This window comes from Pirellulales bacterium (genome assembly GCA_019636335.1).
Lineage (GTDB): Bacteria > Planctomycetota > Planctomycetia > Pirellulales > JAEUIK01 > JAHBXR01.
Genome location: JAHBXR010000009.1, coordinates 36,937 through 56,970 on the forward strand (window position 1 = coordinate 36,937; position 20,034 = coordinate 56,970).

General features: G+C 63.1%; 14 protein-coding genes. 8 read left to right on the plus strand and 6 right to left on the minus strand.

Annotation, left to right across the window (positions count from 1 at the left end; genetic code table 11):
- Window positions 1–91: 91 nt before the first annotated feature.
- Entirely contained in the window at window positions 92–1,129 is a 1,038-nt protein-coding gene (galT, locus tag KF708_10845; GenBank protein ID MBX3413175.1) for a galactose-1-phosphate uridylyltransferase, read from the minus strand.
- A gap of 294 nt (window positions 1,130–1,423) precedes the next feature.
- On the opposite strand from galT, the gene KF708_10850 reads away from it, so the two are divergent.
- The 4 genes from KF708_10850 to nagB all read left to right on the plus strand — a co-directional run bounded on the left by KF708_10850 (window position 1,424) and on the right by nagB (window position 5,870).
- Window positions 1,424–1,642 (plus strand): hypothetical protein, encoded by a 219-nt coding sequence (locus KF708_10850; protein MBX3413176.1) that lies wholly within the window; start codon window positions 1,424–1,426, stop codon window positions 1,640–1,642.
- A gap of 127 nt (window positions 1,643–1,769) precedes the next feature.
- Window positions 1,770–3,068 (plus strand): 6-phosphofructokinase, encoded by a 1,299-nt coding sequence (locus KF708_10855; protein ID MBX3413177.1) that lies wholly within the window; start codon window positions 1,770–1,772, stop codon window positions 3,066–3,068.
- A complete protein-coding gene (locus KF708_10860) occupies window positions 3,065–3,328 on the plus strand; it encodes a hypothetical protein (protein ID MBX3413178.1) in 264 nt (87 codons plus the stop codon). The genes KF708_10855 and KF708_10860 overlap by 4 nt, the downstream gene beginning before the upstream one ends.
- Before the next feature lie 640 nt (window positions 3,329–3,968).
- Window positions 3,969–5,870 carry a glucosamine-6-phosphate deaminase gene (gene nagB, locus KF708_10865; protein ID MBX3413179.1) on the plus strand — a complete coding sequence of 634 codons (1,902 nt, stop codon included), beginning with the start codon at window positions 3,969–3,971 and terminating at the stop codon, window positions 5,868–5,870.
- Window positions 5,871–5,957: 87 nt separating this feature from the next.
- Here nagB and KF708_10870 read toward each other — a convergent pair whose 3' ends face one another.
- Together KF708_10870 and KF708_10875 are read right to left on the minus strand one after the other, a co-directional pair.
- A complete protein-coding gene (locus KF708_10870) occupies window positions 5,958–8,909 on the minus strand; it encodes an LPS-assembly protein LptD (GenBank protein MBX3413180.1) in 2,952 nt (983 codons plus the stop codon).
- Between the two features lie 297 nt (window positions 8,910–9,206).
- Window positions 9,207–10,475 (minus strand): phospholipid carrier-dependent glycosyltransferase, encoded by a 1,269-nt coding sequence (locus KF708_10875; GenBank protein ID MBX3413181.1) that lies wholly within the window; start codon window positions 10,473–10,475, stop codon window positions 9,207–9,209.
- Between the two features lie 140 nt (window positions 10,476–10,615).
- Between KF708_10875 and KF708_10880 the strand changes: the two genes are divergently transcribed.
- A complete protein-coding gene (locus KF708_10880) occupies window positions 10,616–12,961 on the plus strand; it encodes an MMPL family transporter (protein ID MBX3413182.1) in 2,346 nt (781 codons plus the stop codon).
- Window positions 12,962–13,083: 122 nt separating this feature from the next.
- On the opposite strand, the gene infA is transcribed toward KF708_10880, so the two are convergent.
- The 3 genes from infA to KF708_10895 form a co-directional block, all read right to left on the minus strand.
- Complete coding sequence (gene infA, locus KF708_10885) at window positions 13,084–13,305, minus strand: translation initiation factor IF-1 (GenBank protein MBX3413183.1); 222 nt, start codon at window positions 13,303–13,305, stop codon at window positions 13,084–13,086.
- Window positions 13,306–13,474: 169 nt separating this feature from the next.
- Entirely contained in the window at window positions 13,475–14,647 is a 1,173-nt protein-coding gene (locus KF708_10890) for an aminotransferase class I/II-fold pyridoxal phosphate-dependent enzyme (GenBank protein MBX3413184.1), read from the minus strand.
- Window positions 14,648–14,672: 25 nt separating this feature from the next.
- On the minus strand, window positions 14,673–16,070 hold the full coding sequence (locus tag KF708_10895; GenBank protein ID MBX3413185.1) for a Fic family protein: 1,398 nt from the start codon (window positions 16,068–16,070) through the stop codon (window positions 14,673–14,675).
- A 474-nt stretch (window positions 16,071–16,544) separates the two neighbouring features.
- Between KF708_10895 and KF708_10900 the strand changes: the two genes are divergently transcribed.
- The 3 genes from KF708_10900 to KF708_10910 are packed head-to-tail and all read left to right on the plus strand — an operon-like array spanning window position 16,545 to window position 19,989.
- Window positions 16,545–17,270 (plus strand): hypothetical protein, encoded by a 726-nt coding sequence (locus KF708_10900; protein ID MBX3413186.1) that lies wholly within the window; start codon window positions 16,545–16,547, stop codon window positions 17,268–17,270.
- The gene (locus KF708_10905; protein MBX3413187.1) at window positions 17,258–18,727 is read left to right on the plus strand and encodes a RimK family protein; all 1,470 of its coding nucleotides are present in this window, start codon (window positions 17,258–17,260) and stop codon (window positions 18,725–18,727) included. The genes KF708_10900 and KF708_10905 overlap by 13 nt, the downstream gene beginning before the upstream one ends.
- Window positions 18,724–19,989, plus strand: a complete 1,266-nt coding sequence (locus tag KF708_10910) for a glutamate--cysteine ligase (GenBank protein MBX3413188.1) — start codon at window positions 18,724–18,726, stop codon at window positions 19,987–19,989. The genes KF708_10905 and KF708_10910 overlap by 4 nt, the downstream gene beginning before the upstream one ends.
- Window positions 19,990–20,034: the final 45 nt, after the last annotated feature.

A 20,034-nucleotide genomic window follows, 5' to 3' on the forward strand; every position in this document is an offset into this window, starting at 1 on the left:
CGAAAGCCGCGGGCGTGAATCGGGAGGGTGACTGCCGACGGGGAGTCGGCGACGAGGTGCAATAGTTATCGGCCGATAGAGTCGACGCAGTTTACCGAGTTTTCGCAGATGAAAGAGCTCGCCTCGCCTGCAAGCTGCCCCTCGTGTCACGCAACCGCGCGGCGGCGACCTCGGGGGCCAACGGGTTGACGTAACAACCGCTACCCCATTCAAAGCCCGCCGTTTTCGTTACACGCGGAATAATCTCTATATGCCAGTGATAGTGCTCCGCGCAGGAAGTGTCAAAGGGCGCGGTATGAAGCACGAGGTTGTAGGCCACCGGCTCGAGCACGGCTTCTAGCGCGGCCAGCGTGTCGTGCAGGGCCACTGCCAGACGCGCGAGCTCATCATCGCTTAGCCGATCGAAATCTCCGGCATGACGGCGCGGAAGGACCCAGGTTTCCCAGGGGAGCCGACTGGCGAAGGCCGCAATGGCGGTGAAACCGTCATGATCGGCCACGATCCGCGCCCCAGCGGCCAGCTCGCGCTCGGCGAGGTCGCAGAAAATGCAGCGGCCCTGTGCTCGATGAAAGAGCGCCGCGGCGGCAAGCTCCTCGGCCACGAGCGTCGGCACGATCGGCGTCACCATCACCTGGCTGTGGGCGTGCTCGATCGAGGCACCCCCCGCCGCCCCGACATTCTTGAAGATCGTCGCGTGGCGGAAACGGGCCTGGCGGCGATGATAGTGCAACCGCTCGCGATAGACGCCCAGCACCTCGGTCAGCTCGACGAGCGAGAGCTCGCCGACGCGCGAGACATGGCGAGGGGTCTCGATGATGACTTCATGGGCGCCGCTAGCGGGCACTCGTACGTAAAATTCCCCTTCAGCAGAGACCCTCGAGGAAAGTTCGCCCTGGCCCTCGAGGGCCGGATAGCGGTTCGGCACTACGCGCACCCGCCAGGGGGCATCGGGCGATTCGCGCAGGGCGAATAGCTCGCCGGGGGTCTCGTGCTCGTGGCCGGCGCAGAAGGGGCAGGACGTGCCGGCGCTGCGGACGGCGTTCTCGTGAAAGTCGTGCGGGCGGGCGGCACGGTCACCGACGATGATGACCCATCGCTCAACAATCGGGTCTTTACGCAGTTCCGGCATGTTGGGAGGGCCGTGGTTATAAGGGGTCAGTGGCCAGGGGGTAGAGGCCCAGTGGTTCGTGGCTAGAAGTCAGAGGTCCGTGGTTATAGGTCTCTAACAACCCCTGCCCACTGACCCCTGACCACTAGCCACTGTTTTGCCCCCTGGGGCCGCTTGAGCCTGTCTGCCGCGCCAGAGTATAGTCACCAGACGCGGATTGGCGGACGCGAACCCAGCTCGGCACCCCGGGCTCGGCTGTCGGCCGGTCTGCTTGATTGGACAGAAAGACTTACCGAAGACGGGAGAGCGTGCGACATGGACACGCCAGGACCTGGTGAGACTGTGGTCACGACCGCTGAAGTCGATAGCGCCTATCCGGTGTTGTCGAAGCATTTCACGGGCGAGGAACGCCAGGAGATGAAGGTCGAGGACTCCCTCACGTGGAAGCACGTTGTCACCTTGCTGGTGGCGGTGGTTTCGATGGGCGTGCTGCTGATGATCTTCACCGTCTTGTGGGTAAGCTTGATCGCATAACGGCTACCCCGCTCCGCGCTGCCCTGGCGCCTTGGCGCCCTGAGAGGGAATCCTGGCGGCTGCGACAGCACCGCGCGCCTCGGTCGTTTTGGCTGCGCGCGGACCTCTAGAACCACATCGGCAGAAGATGAGCAGCACAGCTAGTTCGCCTCCCCCCGCTTCGAGCAACATCCGCCGCGTCGCGATTCTCTTTGCGGGGGGACCTGCCCCGGCGGCCAACGCGGTCATTTCCACGGCCGCTGCCTCGTGCCTGCGCAACGGCATCAGTGTCGTGGGCGTCTTGCACGGCTACTCGCACCTGGTCGAGTATTCGGCCGAACACCCGTTGGAAGAAGGTCGCGATTACATCACGCTCGACTCGAAGGTGCTCAAGCGCACCCGCAACACGCAAGGCGTGCTGTTGGGCACGGCGCGGACGAATCCCGGCCGCGGCGTCTCGCAGCCGATGCACCTGGCCGATTCCTCGCGCAACGCGCCGCTCCGCACGGTACACGAAGCGCTCTGCTCGCTGGGGGTCGATGCGTTGATCTCGATCGGCGGCGACGACACGCTCAAGACCGCCAACAAGTTCAAGCTCTTCCAGCAGCACATGCCCGCGGGAAGCAAGCGGATTCCGGTCGTGCATATTCCGAAGACGATCGACAACGACTACCTGGGCATCGACTTCACGTTCGGGTACTTCACGGCGGTCGAGACGCTGGCCGCCGAGATTCGCAACCTGCTGGCCGATGCCGAGGCGACGCGCGGCTACTTCCTGGTCGAGACCATGGGACGCAGCGCCGGCTGGTTGGCCTACGGCGCCGCGATCGCCGGCGAGGCGAGCCTGGTGATCAGCGTCGAGGATATCACGGGCAAGTACCTGGAGCAGATTCCCACGCCCGACGGCGAGACGCGCCCGGCCATGAACATGGACGAGGTCGTGCGGCACATCGTCTCGATGATGCGCGTCCGCGAAGAGCGCGAGCGCAAGGAGTTCGGCGTGATCGTGCTGGCCGAAGGTTTGGCCGAGTACCTGCCCGACAAGTATCTCGCAGGGGTCAATCGGGACGATCACGGACACATCTCGATCGCCAAGGTACGCTTGGGCTCGATCTTCTCGAAGCTCGTGGCCGAGGAGTTCGAGAAACAGATGGGGCACAAGCGCCGCGTGACGGGCGTGCAACTCGGCTACGAGACGCGCTGCGCCAAGCCGCACGCCTTCGACGTGATGCTCGGCAGCCAGCTTGGCGTGGGGGCGTACCGGGCGCTCGTCGAGCGGCAACTGGACGGCGTGATGGTCTCGGTCTCGGGACAGCTCGAGTTGCAGTACGTGCCGTTCGAGCGGCTGGTCGATCCGGAGACGCTGGTAACGGTGGTGCGCTACGTACAGCCCGGCTCCGACTTCCACCGGTTGGCAAGGTTCCTCGAGACGAACATCAACGAGTGACAGTGCCTGCAATGCATAACTCGCGGCGATCCTCCTACAACAACCCATACCAATCGCCGAATGAGTCGAGCGATCCCACCCCGCGCGTGCCGGGCAAGCTCCTCTCGCTCGAACGCATGCTGGTGCTCGCGACCTTCGCCAGTCTGTTGATACTCAACGTCGCTTTCGATGATCGAACCACCGCCGCCGTGCTGACGGGCGTCGTGCTGTTCGGAAGCGTGGTGGCGATGACGATCGTCGTCTTGTTCCGACGAGGATAGTTATCGCCAAAAGTGCGATTGCCATGTCATCGGAGCCAGAGAATCCTTACGAAGCGCCCACGACAAGGGAGGACGCACCGCGGAAACCATGGTTGTCCGAGCATGCGGCGATGTGGTTCGCTGGTACGGTAGGCTTGGTCGTCGCGGCGTGGGCGGTTTTCTTCTGCGCTTCGATACTCTCCGCCATGTTCGGCATGAAAGGGTGGCGCAATTGAGCGAGAATCCCTACGAAGCACCGGAAAGCCCATCTAAGCTCTCTGTCCGGCCGCGATTTTGGATCGCCCCGTTATTCGGTTGGCTGGGCCTGGTGGGTTGTGTCTCACTGGCGTTGTGCTCGTTTTATCCTTCATTTTCTTTGCCTGGGCCACGGCGACACCCGGGTCAGAAACGGAACGGACGCATTATCGGCTTTACGCGAACGTGTGGCTGGCGATATTTCTTTTCTCCCTCCTTGCATTCGCAGTAGTTGCGATTTGGATGGTCTGGCGGCGAAATAAAACTCGCACGCGGGTCAGTTGACGCACCTGCAGCCCGATAGCTTTTTCCCCCCCGCTCTGCGATACTGTTTGATTCGGTCACCGACTAGTTTTCTTCTAGTGGGGAATATTAAGCACCTGCCTCGGACCGCACTCTTTTTCGCATGGCAACTACCACGGCTTCGCTTGCTACGCCCGCGGCGCGTTTGGCCGCCGGCACGTCGATTCCCACCTTTCTGTTCGCCACGTCGACCGATCTTGCCCGGCACGTGGCCAGCTCGATTGCCCACCTGATTCGCGAACGCAACTCGGTCGGTCAGAAGGCCGTGCTGGGGCTCCCCACCGGCTCGACACCCGTCGGCGTCTACCGCGAACTGGTGCGTCTGCACCGTGAAGAGGGGCTCGATTTCTCGGGCGTCGTCACCTTCAATCTCGACGAGTACTTCGGCCTCGACCCGAACCAACTGCAAAGCTACCACCGCTGGATGCGCGAGCACCTGTTCGATCACGTGAACATCGCGCCGGAGAATATCCATATCCCGGACGGCATGGTCCCCCTCGAAGCGGTCGACGAGCATTGCCGGCGTTACGAAGAGGCCATCCGCCGCGCGGGGGGCATCGACATTCAATTGCTCGGCATCGGCCGCAACGGGCACGTCGGTTTCAACGAGCCGTTCAGCGTGCGGCACGGACGCACGCGACTCGTTACGCTTGATCCCGTCACGCGACGCGACGCCTCGAGCGATTTCTTCAGCGAAGAAGCGGTGCCGATGATGGCCCTGACGATGGGGCTCGGCACGATTCTCGATGCGCGGAAGATCATCCTCATCGCGCTCGGCGAGCACAAATCGAAGATCATTCGCGAGACGGTCGAAGGGCCCCAGACCGATCGCGTGCCCGCCAGCCTGCTGCGCGATCATCCCGACGCGATGGTGCTGGTCGATAGCGCGGCCGGCTCGAAGCTGACCGACGTGGCGACGCCGTGGATGCGGGGCAACGTCGCCTGGACCGACGCCTTGATCAAGCGGGCCGTCCTGTGGCTGGCCGACCAGACCGGCCAGGCGCTGCTCAAGCTCGACGACAACGATTTCCGCGCCCACAACCTGCACCAATTGCTGCGCCATCATGGGCCGGCGCAGAATCTGGCGCATCGTGTGTTTCGCTGGATGATGGAGACGATCGACTATCATCCGGCCGGCCGCGAGAAGCAGCGTGTGATCTGCTTCAGCCCCCACCCGGACGACGACGTCATCAGCATGGGGGGCACGCTGATTCGCCTGGTCGAAGATGGCCACGACGTCCACGTGGCCTACATGACAAGCGGCAACATCGCGGTCTTCGATCACGATGCGCAGCTCGTGGCCGACCTGGTAACCGAATACAACCGCATTTTCGGCATCGACGAGAAGCGTTCGGTCGAGCTCGAAGCCGAGGTGGCCCATTCGCTCAAGACGAAGGCCCCCGGCCAGCCCGACACGCCGGCCGTGCTCAAGATCAAAGCCCTGATTCGCGAAATCGAGGCCAAGGCCGGCGCGCTGGTCTGCGGCTGCCGCGAAGAGTTTCTGCACTTTCTCGATCTGCCTTTTTACCGCACCGGCACGATCGCCAAGAACCCGATCGGCGAAGAAGACGTGCGGATCATTCGCGAGCTGATCGAGCGCGTCGATCCTGGCCAGGTCTACGTGGCGGGCGACCTCTCCGATCCGCACGGCACGCACCGCGTCTGCGCCGAGGCGATCTTCCGGGCCATCGGCGAGATCGAACAAGCCGGTGGCCGCCGGCCCGACGTGCTGCTCTATCGAGGCGCGTGGCAGGAATATGCCCCGCACGAAATCGAAATCGCCGTGCCGCTGAGCCCACGCGATCTGGAGTTGAAGAAGCAGGCGATCTTCCGGCACGAATCGCAGAAAGACTCGGCCCTGTTCCCCGGCGCCGACGACCCGCGAGAGTTCTGGCAGCGTGCCGAGGACCGCAATCGCAACACGGCCGACCAATACAACAAGCTCGGCCTGCCCGAGTATTATGCGCTCGAAGGCTTCGTCCGCTGGAAGGGCGGGCCCATCTGAGTTGCAAAGCAAACTCGCAGCCGCAGAGCATGGAGGAGACACTGAGGGGGGCATTCCACCCCTGCGGGCTATCTCGCTCCCCTGTGGCTACTCGAGGTGGGTGAACCCGGCCGGTGGGATGCGGGCGCCGCCGATGTTGTTGAGGCGTCCCTTGGGCAAGAATCGCGGCTCGATCGCCAGGTTCACGCCCGTGTTGTTCTTTAGTGCGTCGATGTTGAAGCCAACGCTGACCAGGAACGACTCGCCGACGCGGGTAATGGTCATGTACTGGCCGATATTGCCCGTGCTCGCCAGGTCGACCGAGCTGCCGAAGGTCGAGATCCACTTCGGGCTCATCAGGTAGCTGTACGAGGCGTTGATCACCTGGCTCTTGAACGGCCCGTCGATCTGGCGGTAGCCGATATACAGACTGCCGCGCGGCGGTCGCGTGATGAAGCCGCCGATCGAGATCATCTTCTGACCTTCGTCGAAGAAGTCGTACGCGCCGTCGGAGAGGATCGTCACGCGATCTCCCACGTGCCAGCGGAAGTCGTAGTTCAACAGACCGAAGGGCTCGCCGAAGTTGTCGCGAGTGTCGTCGGGGTACCACGTGGCGCCGGTGTCGAGCACGATCCAGTCGACGATGCGGCGCTGTCCGGGCATGCCCCGTTTGGTCTGCCAGCGCTGGCGCAGGTTCAAGCGCATCGCCATCAGGTCGTCGACGATTTCGGTCGAGGGAGAGGTGACCCAGCTTCCGGCCCCGCTACGGATGGCGTAGAAACGTTCGTCGAACTGCGCCGGGGTATTGCCCGTGCCGTAGGTGAGCGTGGGAATCTGTCGGCGGAAGTAGAGAATCGAGTTGTCGTCGGGCGCGTCATACAGGGGCAGGTCGGTTACGTCCTGGTTGGCATCGGCCACCAGGAATTCGGTGTCGAAGACCACCTTGTGCGCGAGTCCGTGGACGTTCCACAGCCCGCTTTCGACGGCCGGATTGGTAGCCCAGAAGGGAATGCTCGCGCGGATGCCGGCCTGGCCGTAGAGGCGTTGCAGATCGTTGCCGGTGAGATCCTGCCCCCAGTGGGCGGCTTCGCCCAGCACGTAGGGAGCGAGCTTAACGGGGCCGAGCAGCAACGGCAGATCGATTTCCTGCCGCGTGGCGATCCGTTCGCCGCTGGCCGCTTGTTCCCAGGGCAGCAGCGTGAAGTTGGCCAACTGCACGGGATTGGTCGGCGCGTCGGCAATGCGGTACTTGGCGTAGCCGACGTTCGTGTGCTCGTACCAGGTGAGATAGTCGTTGAGCAGCGATTTGCCTAGCCAGAAGTGATCGCCGCGCGGGTACCACTCGGTGGTGGTGAAGAAGTTGTTCAGTTGCGTGCCGGCGGTGATGCTCCACGAGGCGTTCTCGTCGAGCTTCTTCAATTCGAGGCGCGTGTCCTGGTCCTTCAGTTCGTCCCATTCCACTTCGTAGAACGATTCGAGAAAGTTGTAGTCGCTGATCCACCCCACCTCGGCCGAGAGGGTGAAGTTGTTCGGCAGTTCGTGCCGGTGCCGGCCCAGGACGCGGTAGCGGAGAGTTTTGTCGTGCTGCAGGTTATTGAAGATGCCGCCCAGGTTATCGAGACCTTCGTCGTGGATGGCCCAGCCGTCGACGAAGCCTGCGTGCGAGCCGGGCAGGCCGAAGAAGTTGTCGCGGCGGTTCCAGCGATAGGTCGCGCCGCCGGCCGGACCGCGCAGCGAGAGGTAGTCGGCACTGAGGTTGAAGTCGGTGCCGTCGGGCGGGTTCTCCCAGCCGAGCAGCTCGTAGCCGTCCCAGTCGGTGAGCACCTGCGTGCCGAAGATCTGGTCGTTCTTCACGCGTAAGTTGCGCAGATAGAACGTGGGCTGTTCGAGGTTCGTGGCGAACACCGGCCAGTAGAAGACCGGCACGGGCCCCAGGAAGAGCTTGTTGTTGTAGGCGGTGGCCAGGCGGTCGTGTTCGATCAACTGCTCGCCCGTCTGCGAATCGACGATCGGTTCGCCCGTGGCGGGGTCGATGAGGGGCCGCTGGTTGTCTTCGAAGTAGACGTCGCTCGACTGGATGCGGTAGCCCGGTTCGGCAAAGCGGCTGGGGGTGAGATAACCGTTGCGGGCAAAGAAGCGGTCGCGGCCCAGTTGCTGGACGACGTCGGCGCGGAGCCGCATCAGTCCCTGGAACTTGGGCACGGGCGTGAGGACCTCGGCCTGCAAGACCATGCCCACCTGGTTGCGCACGTCGTAGTACATGCGCTCGGCGTAAATCTCGCGCTGGCCTTCGCGGAAGATAATGTTGCCTTCCATGTAGATCTCGAGCGGCGTATCGGCTGACTGCAGCGTGCTGCCGGTGAGATCGGGTTCGCGCGAGCCGGAGGTCCAGATGACCATGCGGTCGGTCTGGATGTCGATCGTGCCGAGGCTGCCGACGCCGTTGATGATGAGGTTCACGCCCGAGTCGATCACGGCAATCCACTCGGTGCCGTTCGGACTGGGGAACCAACTGGCACGCACGGGCGAGCCGGTCAGCGGAAAGGCCTGCATGCTGCGCGTGCCCGGTGGGGGAACTCCCGGCACGGCTTCTTCGACGAGGGGCGCTGCATATTGCGCCTGTCGTACCGCGGTGCGCGGGCTGGCATCGCGACGGGCGAGCGCTCGCTGGTAGATTGCCGGACGTACCGGAGGCTCGGGGCGCGGGCGCGGCATGCGCAGTTCGGGAGGGGCCGTCGAGGTGAAGTCCCCCAGCCAGACGTCGTCCTGCATGCGAGCGCTGCCCGAGCCGCGCTCGTAGTTGATGACGACTTCCTTCTTTTTTGCGTCCCCTTCGAGATAAACGATGACGCGATGATCGTGTGGATGCTGCTCGTTGCTGCGCCGAATCCAACACACCGCGCGCGGAGCACGCGCGACGGTCGCACCCTGCGCGACGGAGACCTCACCTTCAAGAACCCACACCTCGTGCTGGCCTTGTTGCCAGCGCGTCGAGCTGTGCGCGGCGAGCTTGATCGTCTCGCGCTGATCCGATTCGGGGAGCGCCACCTGCGCGAGCACGGGCGCAGCGCCGAGCGCGACCACCGCCAGGTGGACTAGCGCGCAAACGCTCCACGCGCCAAGCAGCGCGCGGAACGCGCGGAACGCGTTCGCGACCGGTTTCGGTTTCAGTTGCGTGACATCCTTGTCGGCGCGGATGTGAAGGGCGCCGGCGAAACGTAAGACGAGTCGCCGCGAACGCTTAGGGGCGCGCGCAGCGGGCGTGAAAAGGTCGCGGATTATAGAGATGCCACTCTCTCAGGGTCAAGGCAACTTGACGTCCGATCCGGGACTACTAAGTCCTTGCACAACGGCCCCTTACGAGCCTGCCCGGCAAGCAGCCACGCGACCCGCTCCCACGGCCGCTAACAGAGCCACTACAGGTACCAGCGGTGCGCGCATCCGCATATCGGTCCAGTAAAACAGGTGAACCGCGGCAAACGAGGCGAGCAGCATCACGCCCCAAAGCCACGGCGCACGCAGCAAGCTTCCCCGCAGACCGGCCATGCCCACGAGCACGAGCGAGAACTCGGCAAGATAGAAAACGCCAATGCTCCAGCGAATCCACGTCTCGGCGGCGCTGTGGACCGTCCCCACATGATGGGGCAACGGAGAAAAGAGATAGCCGAGGCGGAGAACTGCGGATCGCAGGAAGTCGCCCGGTGCCTCCCCGATGTGACTCCACGCCTGGTCGTATTCGAACTGATTGCGGGCGAGCTCATCGGACGCCGGCATGCTGGCAAGGTCTCGCGCTAGCCCGGCTTGGAATGGTCGGGCGTCCCAGGCGTCGCCCCATGCGCCGTGCCGCGCGTACTCGTAGAAGGAAGGATTGTTTCCCAGCAGCAAGGTATAGCCGCCGTGCGTGGTACCGAGGATCGGCTGCCCGAACGCGCGGTAATTGCGCACTACCCAAGGCAAGAGCAAGGCCCCGGCGGCCAGTGTCAAACAGGTGGCAGAGCGCAGCGCGGTTTTGCGATCGGCGCCGAGCGTCCAGGGAGTCGACAGGGCGACGAGGGCCAGCCACGGTAGAAACGTCGGTCGACAGAGGCAGCAGAGGCCCAACGCGACCCCCGCCGCGATGGCGCGCCACGCCGTTGGCCGTTGCGCGTGCCAGGTGAGCGCCGCCAGCGCGAGCGCGGCGAGCGCCGCCGCCAGCGTTTCGGTCATGACCAGCGTCGACTGACGCAACAGGATCGGGTCGATCGCCACGAGCAGCGGCGCCAAGTGGCCGAGACGGCCGGTCCGCCAGGCATCGGCCAGCCAGGCGGCCAGGAGTACGGTGGCCACACCGAGCGCGAGCTGCAGCAGGGCGACGCGCAGCTCGACCGCTTCATGCCCCGCCACGCAAGAGACCAGCAGCAGCGGCCAGAGCGGAGGACGATAGGCCGAAGGGTGATCGCCGGCGCCATAGACCCCCCGCTCGACCAGATTCTCGGCCAGCAGGCGATAGCGGTCGGGGTCCCCCGAGAGGGACGAGAAGCCCGCTACCAGGACACTGGCCCGCACGATCACGGCCAGCAACAAGACTATCCAGCAGGCGCGCCGCCACGGAATCAGGGCTCGTGCGCTTGCGGGTTCGTCGATCACGCGTACTTCCGGCTGTCGGTCGTCGAAGGCCGGGGTACAATGCCAGCGAGCTTCCGGCCAGGGAGCATAGTTCGATTATCCTCGCACGATGACGGGCGGACAACGCCGCCCACCCCACCTTCTCGCAATCTCAGGCCGACGTGCTGAAACGCCCCGACGATTCTGCTGCGGACGATGCGTCGCCACCCGACGGGCCGAAGCCCGGCGGTACGCGCGAGCCCTTCGATGCGCGGGTAACGCGGCTGTTGATTCATTCGCGGTGGCCGCTATTGGGGATCGGGCTGTTGCTGGCGATCCTGAGTTATGGACCATCGCAACAGATCTCCTTCGACCGTTCGGTCGAGAACATGTTCGCCCCGAGCGATCCGCTGCTGGTGCCCTATCGCCAGTTGAAGCGGACGTTTGTCGGGAACGAGATCGCCCTGGCGGCCTATGTCGATCCCAACCTGCTGACGGCCGAAGGACTGGCCCGCGTCGAAGAGTTGACGCAGGCGATCGAGGCCGTGCCGGGCGTTCACTCGGTGTTGAGCCTGACGACGACCCCCCTGGGCACGGAGCTGTACGATTCGCCGATGCGCGACGGGTTTCTCGACTTGTTCGAGGGATACACGATCGGGGCCGATCGCCAGACGACCGCCGTCGTGAGCACCCTCGAGCCCGAAGAACAGTCCAGCGTGTCGCGCGAAGAGACGGTGGGCCAACTGCGGAAACTGATCGAGGCGCACGATCCGACCGGCGTGCTGACGGGAGAGCCGGTGATGGTGGTCGATGGGTTCCGTTTTCTCGAAGAAGACGGCACGCTGCTGGGGGGTACCGCCACCATCCTCTTGATGCTGACGATCATCTTCTGCTTTCGCAGCTTGCGCTGGGTGATCGTGCCGCTGTTCATCGTCACGCTGACGCTGTGGGCCACCAAGGCGCTGATCGTGGCCAGCCACATGCAACTGAGCATGGTCAGCGCCATGCTCTGGGCGATCGTCATGTCGACCGGCATCGCCATGGTGACGCACATCATCGTGCGTTTTCGCGAACACCGCGAGCAGGGGCTTTCGCCGCGCGACGCTCTGTGGGCCTGCGGCGCGGCGTTCGCTACGCCGATCTTCTGGACCGTGCTGACCGATGCCTGTGGCTTTGCCTCGTTGCTCGGCGCCCATGTCGGGCCCGTACACGATTTCGGCGTCATGATGACGATCAGCTCGTTCCTGCTGCTGGCCAGCATCATCCTGCTGCTACCGGGCCTGGCGCTGGCCGGTACGTTCGACAGCAGTCCCAAGCAAACCTGGGGGCAGCAGCAGCTCGACGCCAGTCTGCACCAGGTGTCGTATTCGCTGGAGAAATGGCCCAAGTCGATTGCCCTGTTCACGGCGATCTTCGTGAGCATTTGTGGGGTGGGCATCGCCTGGCTCGACGTCGAGACCGACTTCACGAAGAACTTTCGTGCCTCGAGCCCGGTGGTCAAGTCGTACGCCTTCGTGGAGACGAACCTGGGGGGGGCGGGGGTGTGGGATATTTTTCTGCCCGCTCCGGAAAAGCCCGACAAGGAGTTCTTCGCGCACGTGCGCCGCTTTGAAAAACGCCTCCGCACCGAGGTTGTGATCGAGAATGAGGCGGGCGAGGTACAGCCGGGGCTCACCAAGGTCATGAGCCTGGTCGACGCGATCGATGCCCTGCCGCTGGGAGATTTCAAGGAGCTGATTCCCCCGGCGACGTTGCTCAAGCAGTTTCAAGCGCAGATGCCCGCCGTGATGGAGGCCCTGCTCGGCGATGATCCCGATACGCCGGGACGGAAGATCTATCGCATCATGCTGCGGGCGCGCGAACGCCAACCTTCGGCGCAGAAGAACGCGCTCATCGCGCAGGTGAAGCAGATCAGCCGCGAGGAGTTTCCCGAATCGCAGGTGACGGGCTTCTTCATCCTGCTGACGAATCTCATCGACAGCATGCTCAGCGATCAATGGCGAACGTTCTGGATCGCCACGATCGCGGTCGGCGGCGTGATGTTGCTGGCGTTTCGCAGCATCCCGCTGGCGCTCGTGGCGCTCGTGCCGAACATGTTGCCGATCCTGGTGGTGACCGGCCTGATGGGGTGGCTCGGCTTCCGCATCAACATGGGAGCCGCGATGATCGCCGCCGTGTCGATGGGGCTGACGGTCGATCCATCGACGCACTACATCATTTCGTATCTCGAGCAGCGCAAGCGCGGAGTGCCGGCGCTCGAGGCCATCGCCCAATCGCACGAGACCGTGGGGCGCGCCATGTTCTTCTCGACGCTCGCCCTGATCGTCGGCTTCAGCGCGCTGTGCCTGAGCCAGTTCGTACCGCTGATCTACTTCGGCGTGCTGATGTGTCTGGCGATGATCGGCGGCATGGTGGGCAACCTGGTGGTGCTGCCGCTGCTGTTGCGCTTCGTGGCCTGGTTCGAGCGCGATCCCCAATCGAGCGAAGCTCCGACAACACCCCCGGCGATGACACCAAGCGGATCGTAGAGCAGCGGCCTGCCGAGCATAGAGGGCTGCCCTATTGCCGGGACTTGCCTGACCGAGCGTCGATCGGGCAAGCGGCGCGACCCACGACGCCGAAAGGTTCCGCCGCGCGCGGCGGACAAACTTTAGCGTTCGCGGAACGTGATACGTCCCTTCGTCAGGTCGTACGGAGAAAGTTCGACCTTGACCTTGTCCCCAGGGACGATGCGGATGAAGTGCTTTCGCATCTTGCCCGCCACGTGGGCAATCACCTCGTGACCGCCATCCAGGGTCACGCGAAAGCGCGTGTTGGCCAGTGCCTGAGTGACGACTCCCTCGACTTCTAAGGCTTCTTCTTTTTCCGCCATATCCGCTCCGATGGTACAAGGCCGCGCAGCACAGGCACGGCCACCTCGCCAAGAATAAAGAGCATCCATCTTACCCGGTCGGCCGCCAGAGTGAATAGTGGGCGGAATCAGTGGTCAGTGGACAGTGATCGGGGGGCGGTCTTTCCCAGTTACTGCCCACTGACCCCCACTACACGCCAGCCAGTCCCTGGTCGAGGGCGGCGAGGATCGCTTCAATCGGTTCGATGCCGACCGACAGGCGAATCGTGCCGCCGGTGATGCCGAGGGACTGCCGAGCCGCCGCCGAAAGGGTGCGGTGGCTCGTCGATTCGGGATGGCTGAGCGTGGTGTTCAGTTCTCCCAGCGACGGGGCGAAGGGAATCTGCTCGGCGGCACGAATGAACTGCCGAGCCGCCGCACTATCCCCCGCCAGATGAAACGTGACCAGCGAGCCGAAGCGCTCGCCAAACTGCCGCCGCGCAAGTGCGTGATCGACGTGCGAGGCCAGGCCGGGGTATTCGACCCCCGCAATCTTGTCAGTCCGCGCGGCGAGGTATTCCGCCATCTGCAGCGCGTTCTGCCCGGCCCGCTCCGCCCGCAGGGCAAAAGTCTCCATGCCGCGCGCCGCCAGCCAGCAGTCGAACGGCGCGGCGTTCAGCCCCCACGCCGAAAGAACGGTGGGCAGCCGTTCCCAGGCCGGACCCTCGTTGCCGCACAGCAGACCGAGCAGCACGTCGCTATGGCCGTTCATGATCTTCGTGAGGCTCTCGAGCGCCAGGTCGACTCCCTGCTCGAGCGGGCGGCAAACGAAGGGGCTCGCCAGCGAATTATCGGCCAGCAATTGCGCTTCCACACTATGGGCAATCTCAGCGAGCGCGGCCAAGTCCGAGACCCGGAGCGTGGGATTGGTGATCGTTTCGACCACGATGAGCTTCGTGCGCGACGTCACGGCGGAGCGCGTTGCTGCCAGGTCGCAGGTGTCGACAGTCGTGCAAGTGATGCCGAGCCGTGCCGCTTCGCTCGAGAGCAACTGCAACGTGCGGCCGTAGAGACGGCTGCTGGCGACAACGTGATCGCCTTGGGCGCAGGTAGCGAGCAACGCGGCGACCATGGCGGACATGCCCGACCCGCAGATCGCGGCCTGCTCGGCCCCGTGCAGCAGCCGGCACCGCTCGGCCAATTGATCGGCGTTCGGATGCCCATCGCGGCGATAGATGTACCCCTCGCGCTCGCCGGCCAGCAGTGCCGCGGCCTCGTCGGGATCGTGGCAACGGTAGACGCTCGCCAGATAGATGGGAGGTGCCAGCGGTTCGATCGGCCGCGATTCGCCACGGGTAGCAGGTTTTGATTTTGAGTCGGTCATAAAATCTCGAGCGAGGATCCGACGCTCAAAGTGAGCCTCGATTGAAGGCACTTTTGCGAGTCGAGGGCGCCTTGATCACTCGGTTGAATCCATCCATGGGAACGAATATCCAGTGTCGTCCTTCTTTGGTGTTTCGTAGGAGCCCCAGTTCAACCAGCCCAAAAAGATCCGCCCTCGCCGTCGCGCCAGACACTTTGTGTTTTCCAGCGTGCTCGCTAATGGTGAATTTGGCCGATCGATCCCGCAAGGCATCCTTCATAATTTCTGTTTGACGATGATTCAGGCTGCGATGCGAGTCCAATAGACGAGCAACTTCTTTCCACTCTCGCTGCTGTTGGCTCAAGTACTCATGAAGTTCCGTGATGGCGCGGCAAATGACATCAAGATGATAGTGGATGAAGTACGTCAGGTCTCCATGGTCCGCCTCGGTATTGAGGTACGCCCGCCCGTATCGGCCAGGTCCACGCAGGAAGATTCTCGAAATCGGAAGATACTCAAACATCCAATAACCGCTTTTTAGCATGTACCAATAGAAAACTGCTCGGGCAGTCCTTCCATTGCCGTCCACGAAGGGATGGATAAATCCAAGGGAAAAGTGAAGGGCGATTGCCTTGATGACAGGGTGCAGGAACTCTTCTTGGCGAGCGTTCGCAAACTGACAAAGTTCGTCGATTCGAAATTGCAGGGATATCGGTCTAGGGGGCTTGTGCAGGATTTCGTTCGTCATGACATCCGCTACGACGACATCGTGATCGTCATCCGTCCTGAACCTTCCTGACGCTGAAGGGTCTTCCAGAGTGCCGTCGGTAATCACTTCCTGAATATGAGCAATCAATTCCGGTGTCAGATCGTCGTTCAGAAGGTCGCGAATCTCCAAGATGGCGCGGTAATTATTGACAATCATTCGTTCCGCGCGGTCGCGTGGTCTGCGGCTTGATCGAAGTAGCCGCTTGGCGACATCTCGAGTGGTTGCGGCACCTTCCAGTTGGCTTGATGCGATCGCTTCCTCCATGAGAGAATTGAACAGATATCGTTCTTGGTCGTCGGCAACCATTCCAGTGCGCCCACCGATGTAGCCACCCGCCTCTTGATCGATCTTGTGCAACAGTTCTTGATGCCTGGGCGGACTCCAAAACTTGAGACGAGCGTCCAGATCGTGGAATGAGATCGGGAGCGATCTGAACGATGGGCTGCGAGACATTTGCACCGCCGCCCAGGCATCGTCGACGGAAGCACCTGCGGGAATGCTGTAGTATCTGAGTTTGTGCCACGGAAGGTATTTGGTATTTGCCATCCGTACGAACTCCGCCATCTCCGGGCTTTGCAAATGACCAAGTACTCGTCCCACTTCTGCGGGATTGAGTGTGCCAATGCGGGCAAATAGTTGCGACAAGCCGTTTGGGGGAGTTGGGGGGATTCTCACGATCCGCTCCGTCCAGAAACCGTCAATGAACTGTCATTTCATATAGCAATTGATAGTTCAACGACATCAAACTGTCAATTGATGATATAATTGTCAGTTCAATGACAGTTAAAGTTGCACAATTCTCGCTTATCTCGCCTTCCCTATCAAACGAGACGCAGAGGGGGGACTTACTGCCTCGCAGTCTTCTAGTTTCGGGCTCCCAACCCCCCGCCAGCACACCACTTCCGTCCCGGGTTCCCCAGTCGCACTGCACTTCTCAATTTTCCACCCCGGCACTAGAATCACGCTCATACAAAAGGTGCCCGTTGGCCAGCAGGAGGCGCACAACGGGGAAGACGCTCGTGTCGCGACGCGGCGACCTCCTAAGGTCGCGCTCGACGAGGCGCTGCCACGAGAACATGCCACCCGGCACGTTCGCTCTGGCCGCCTCACCGCCGCGTTCCGCACAGCCCGGTCACGGAGTTTCTCCCGGTGGAGACGAGACTGCGCGTCGAGATCCAGCCGCAACCCGACGACACGACATGCGGCCCTACGTGTCTCGACGCGATCTATCGCTACTACGGCGATCCGCTGCCGCTCGAGCAGGTGATCGCCGAAGTTCCCAACTTCGAGGAAGGGGGCACGCTTGCCGTCTGGCTCGGGGCGCACGCCTTGCGCCGCGGCTACTCGGCCAAAATCTTCACCTACAACCTGCAGATGTTCGACCCGACGTGGTTTGCTGCCGGGGCGCTGGACATCGCCGGACGGCTGCGGGCACAGGCCGCCGCCAAGTCGTCGGCCAAGCTGCAACTGGCTACGCAGGGCTATCTCGAGTTCCTCGAACTCGGAGGCGAAATCCGCTTTCAAGATCTCACCAAGGCGCTGATTCGCAAGTATCTCGACCGCTCGATCCCGATACTCACCGGGCTCACCTCGACCTACTTGTACTCCTCGGCGCGCGAAATCGGCGAGACGAATGTTCCCGACGATGTGCGCGGTGAGCCCGCGGGCCACTTCGTGGTGCTGTGCGGCTACGAGCGCGACTCGCGGCAGGTGATGGTGGCCGACCCCTACTCGTCGAACCCTCATTCCGAGCTGCATCTGTACGAGATCAACATCGATCGGGTGATCTGCGCCATCCTGCTCGGAATCGTCACCTACGACGCCAACCTCTTGATTATCGAACCCAAACAGGCACGGCCGCCATGCCCACGCTGATCGTCGTCAACAACGCCAAGGAATGGCCCTTCGACATCCCTGGGGTCCAGGTGGTCGAAGCCCGCGCGTATCTCACGCAACCGCAATTCGGCGAGATGCGCAGCGTCAAGCTGTTCAACCTTTGCCGCTCGTACCGTTACCAGAGCACGGGCTACTACGTCACGCTGCTGGCCACGGCGCGCGGTCACAAGCCGCTCCCCAACATCCAAACGATCCAGGACATGAAGTCGCAGACGGTCGTGCGCTTCGTCTCCGAGGATCTCGAAGAGCTGATCCAGTCGAGCTTGCAGCCGATCCACTCCGATCAGTTCACGCTGTCGATCTACTTCGGCCGCAACCTGGCGCGCCGCTACGATCGACTGTGCCTGCACTTGTTCAACCTGTTTCAGGCGCCGCTCCTGCGGGCGCACTTCGTTCGCAATGGCAAATGGCATCTGCGCACCGTGCGGACGATTTCGCTGGGCGATATTCCCGAAGCGCACGGGCCTTTCGTGCTCGACGTGGCGACGCAGTATTTTGCCGGCCGCCGCGGCGCTGTGCGCAAGCGCGTGACCCCCAAGTACGACATGGCCATCCTCTTCAACCACGAGGAGGAGCTGGCGCCGTCCGACGAGAAGGCCATCGAGCGGTTCGAGCGGGCGGGAGAGCAGTTGGGCATCCGCACCGAATTGATCGGTCGCGACGATTTCGCCCGGCTCGCCGAGTTCGACGCCCTATTCATCCGCGAGACGACCAACGTCAACCACTACACCTATCGCTTCTCGCGCCGCGCGGCGATCGAAGGATTGGTCACGGTCGACGATCCCGAGTCGATCATCCGCTGCTCGAACAAGGTCTACCTGGCCGAGCTTTTGAACCGCTACAAGGTGCCCATCCCACGCACGATGCTGGTGCATCGCGATAACGTCGAGCAGGTGGCTCGCGAGTTGGGCTTCCCCTGTATTCTCAAGCAGCCCGACTCCGCCTTCTCGCAAGGGGTGGTCAAGGTCGAAGATGCCACCGAGCTGGCCACGACCGTCGAGCAGATGCTGGCCAAGAGCGACATGCTCATCGCGCAAGAGTTTCTGCCCACCGCCTTCGACTGGCGAATCGGCATCTTCGATCGCCAACCCCTCTTCGCCTGCAAGTACCACATGGTCCCCAAGCATTGGCAAATCGCGCAAAAAGACGGCACGGGCAAGCGGCGTTACGGCCGGGCCGAGACGCTGCCCGTCGAGCTCGCCCCGCGCCACGTGGTGCGCACGGCGCTCCGCGCGGCGAACCTCATCGGCGACAGCCTGTATGGCGTCGACGTGAAGCAGCTCGACCGCAAGTGCTATGTGATCGAAGTCAACGACAATCCCAATATCGACGCTGGCGTCGAAGACCGCATCCTGCGCGAGGAACTGTATCGCCGCATCATGTCGGTCTTTCTCGACCGGCTCGACCGCCGCAAAGCAGGCATTGAGGCCGCATGACCATCGCCGCTCCCCTCTCCCTCTTCACCGCCTTCGGCATCGAGCTCGAGTACATGATCGTCGACGCGCGCACGCTCGACGTGCGCCCCATCGCCGACGAGTTGATCCGCGCCGCCACGGGGGAGATCACCTCCGAGACCGATCAAGGGGGAATCTCCTGGTCGAACGAGCTGGTGCTGCACGTTGTCGAGCTGAAGACGACCGACCCCGCCACGTCGCTCGACGGCTGGGGGGATCAGTTCGCCCGCCACGTCACGCGCATGAACGGGCTGCTCGCGCCGCTGGGCGCCCGGCTGATGCCGACGGCGATGCACCCCTGGATGGATCCCGCGCGCGAGATGCGGCTCTGGCCGCACGACTACGGCGATGTCTACGCCGCGTTCGATCGCATCTTCGGTTGCCAGGGACACGGCTGGGCCAACCTGCAGAGCATGCACATCAACCTGCCGTTCAGCGGCGACGAGGAGTTCGGTAAGCTGCACGCGGCGATCCGCCTGCTGCTGCCGATTTTGCCGGCACTGGCGGCCAGCAGCCCCCTCGTCGAACGCCGCGCGACGGGCAAGCTCGACACGCGGCTGGACGTCTACCGCACGAACTCGCGGCGGATCCCGTCGATCACCGGCCACGTGGTGCCCGAGGCGGTCTTCACGCAGCGCGACTACGAAGAAAAGATCCTCGAGCGCATCTACCGCGATATCGCCCCTCTCGATCCGGACGAAACGCTGCAAGACGAGTGGCTGAACGCCCGGGGCGCGATCGCAAGATTCTGCCGCGGCACGATCGAGATCCGCGTCTTGGACGTGCAGGAATGCCCGAAAGCGGATCTGGCAATTGCCACGGCCACCGTCGCAGTGCTCAAAGCCCTCGTCGAGGAACGCTGGAGCGATTTAGCCAGCCAACAAAAGGCCCCGACCGAACCGCTGGCCGAGATCTTGCAGGCCACGACCATCGCCGCCGATCAGGCCGTGATCGAGAACGAAGAGTATCTGCAACTCTTCAGCTACCCGGGCAAGCGCGCCACCGCCAGGGAGTTGTGGGCGCACCTGATCGAATCGCTGCCGGAACTCTCCGGCAGCAATGCACGGCCAGAGACGCGCAAGGCGCTGGAGGTGATTCAGAAAGAAGGGCCGCTGGCGCGGCGGATCTTGCGCGCGCTAGGCGTCAGCAACTTGCACCAGTCGAGTGAGTTTTCAACCCACCAACTCGCCGAAGTCTACGCCCGCTTGTGCGACTCGCTCACCAGGAACGAACTGCTGAGCTAGCAGGCCGGAGTAGTCTTCCTTGGCCTGCGCGGATCGCAGGCTACG

Excerpts from the sequence above, each read along its gene's own strand:
- galT (MBX3413175.1), bottom strand. The coding sequence starts at position 1,129 with ATGCCGGAACTGCGTAAAGACCCGATTGTTGAGCGATGGGTCATCATC.
- KF708_10850 (MBX3413176.1), top strand. The coding sequence starts at position 1,424 with ATGGACACGCCAGGACCTGGTGAGACTGTGGTCACGACCGCTGAAGTC.
- KF708_10855 (MBX3413177.1), top strand. The coding sequence starts at position 1,770 with ATGAGCAGCACAGCTAGTTCGCCTCCCCCCGCTTCGAGCAACATCCGC.
- nagB (MBX3413179.1), top strand. The coding sequence starts at position 3,969 with ATGGCAACTACCACGGCTTCGCTTGCTACGCCCGCGGCGCGTTTGGCC.
- infA (MBX3413183.1), bottom strand. The coding sequence starts at position 13,305 with ATGGCGGAAAAAGAAGAAGCCTTAGAAGTCGAGGGAGTCGTCACTCAG.
- KF708_10890 (MBX3413184.1), bottom strand. The coding sequence starts at position 14,647 with ATGACCGACTCAAAATCAAAACCTGCTACCCGTGGCGAATCGCGGCCG.
- KF708_10905 (MBX3413187.1), top strand. The coding sequence starts at position 17,258 with ATGCCCACGCTGATCGTCGTCAACAACGCCAAGGAATGGCCCTTCGAC.
- KF708_10910 (MBX3413188.1), top strand. The coding sequence starts at position 18,724 with ATGACCATCGCCGCTCCCCTCTCCCTCTTCACCGCCTTCGGCATCGAG.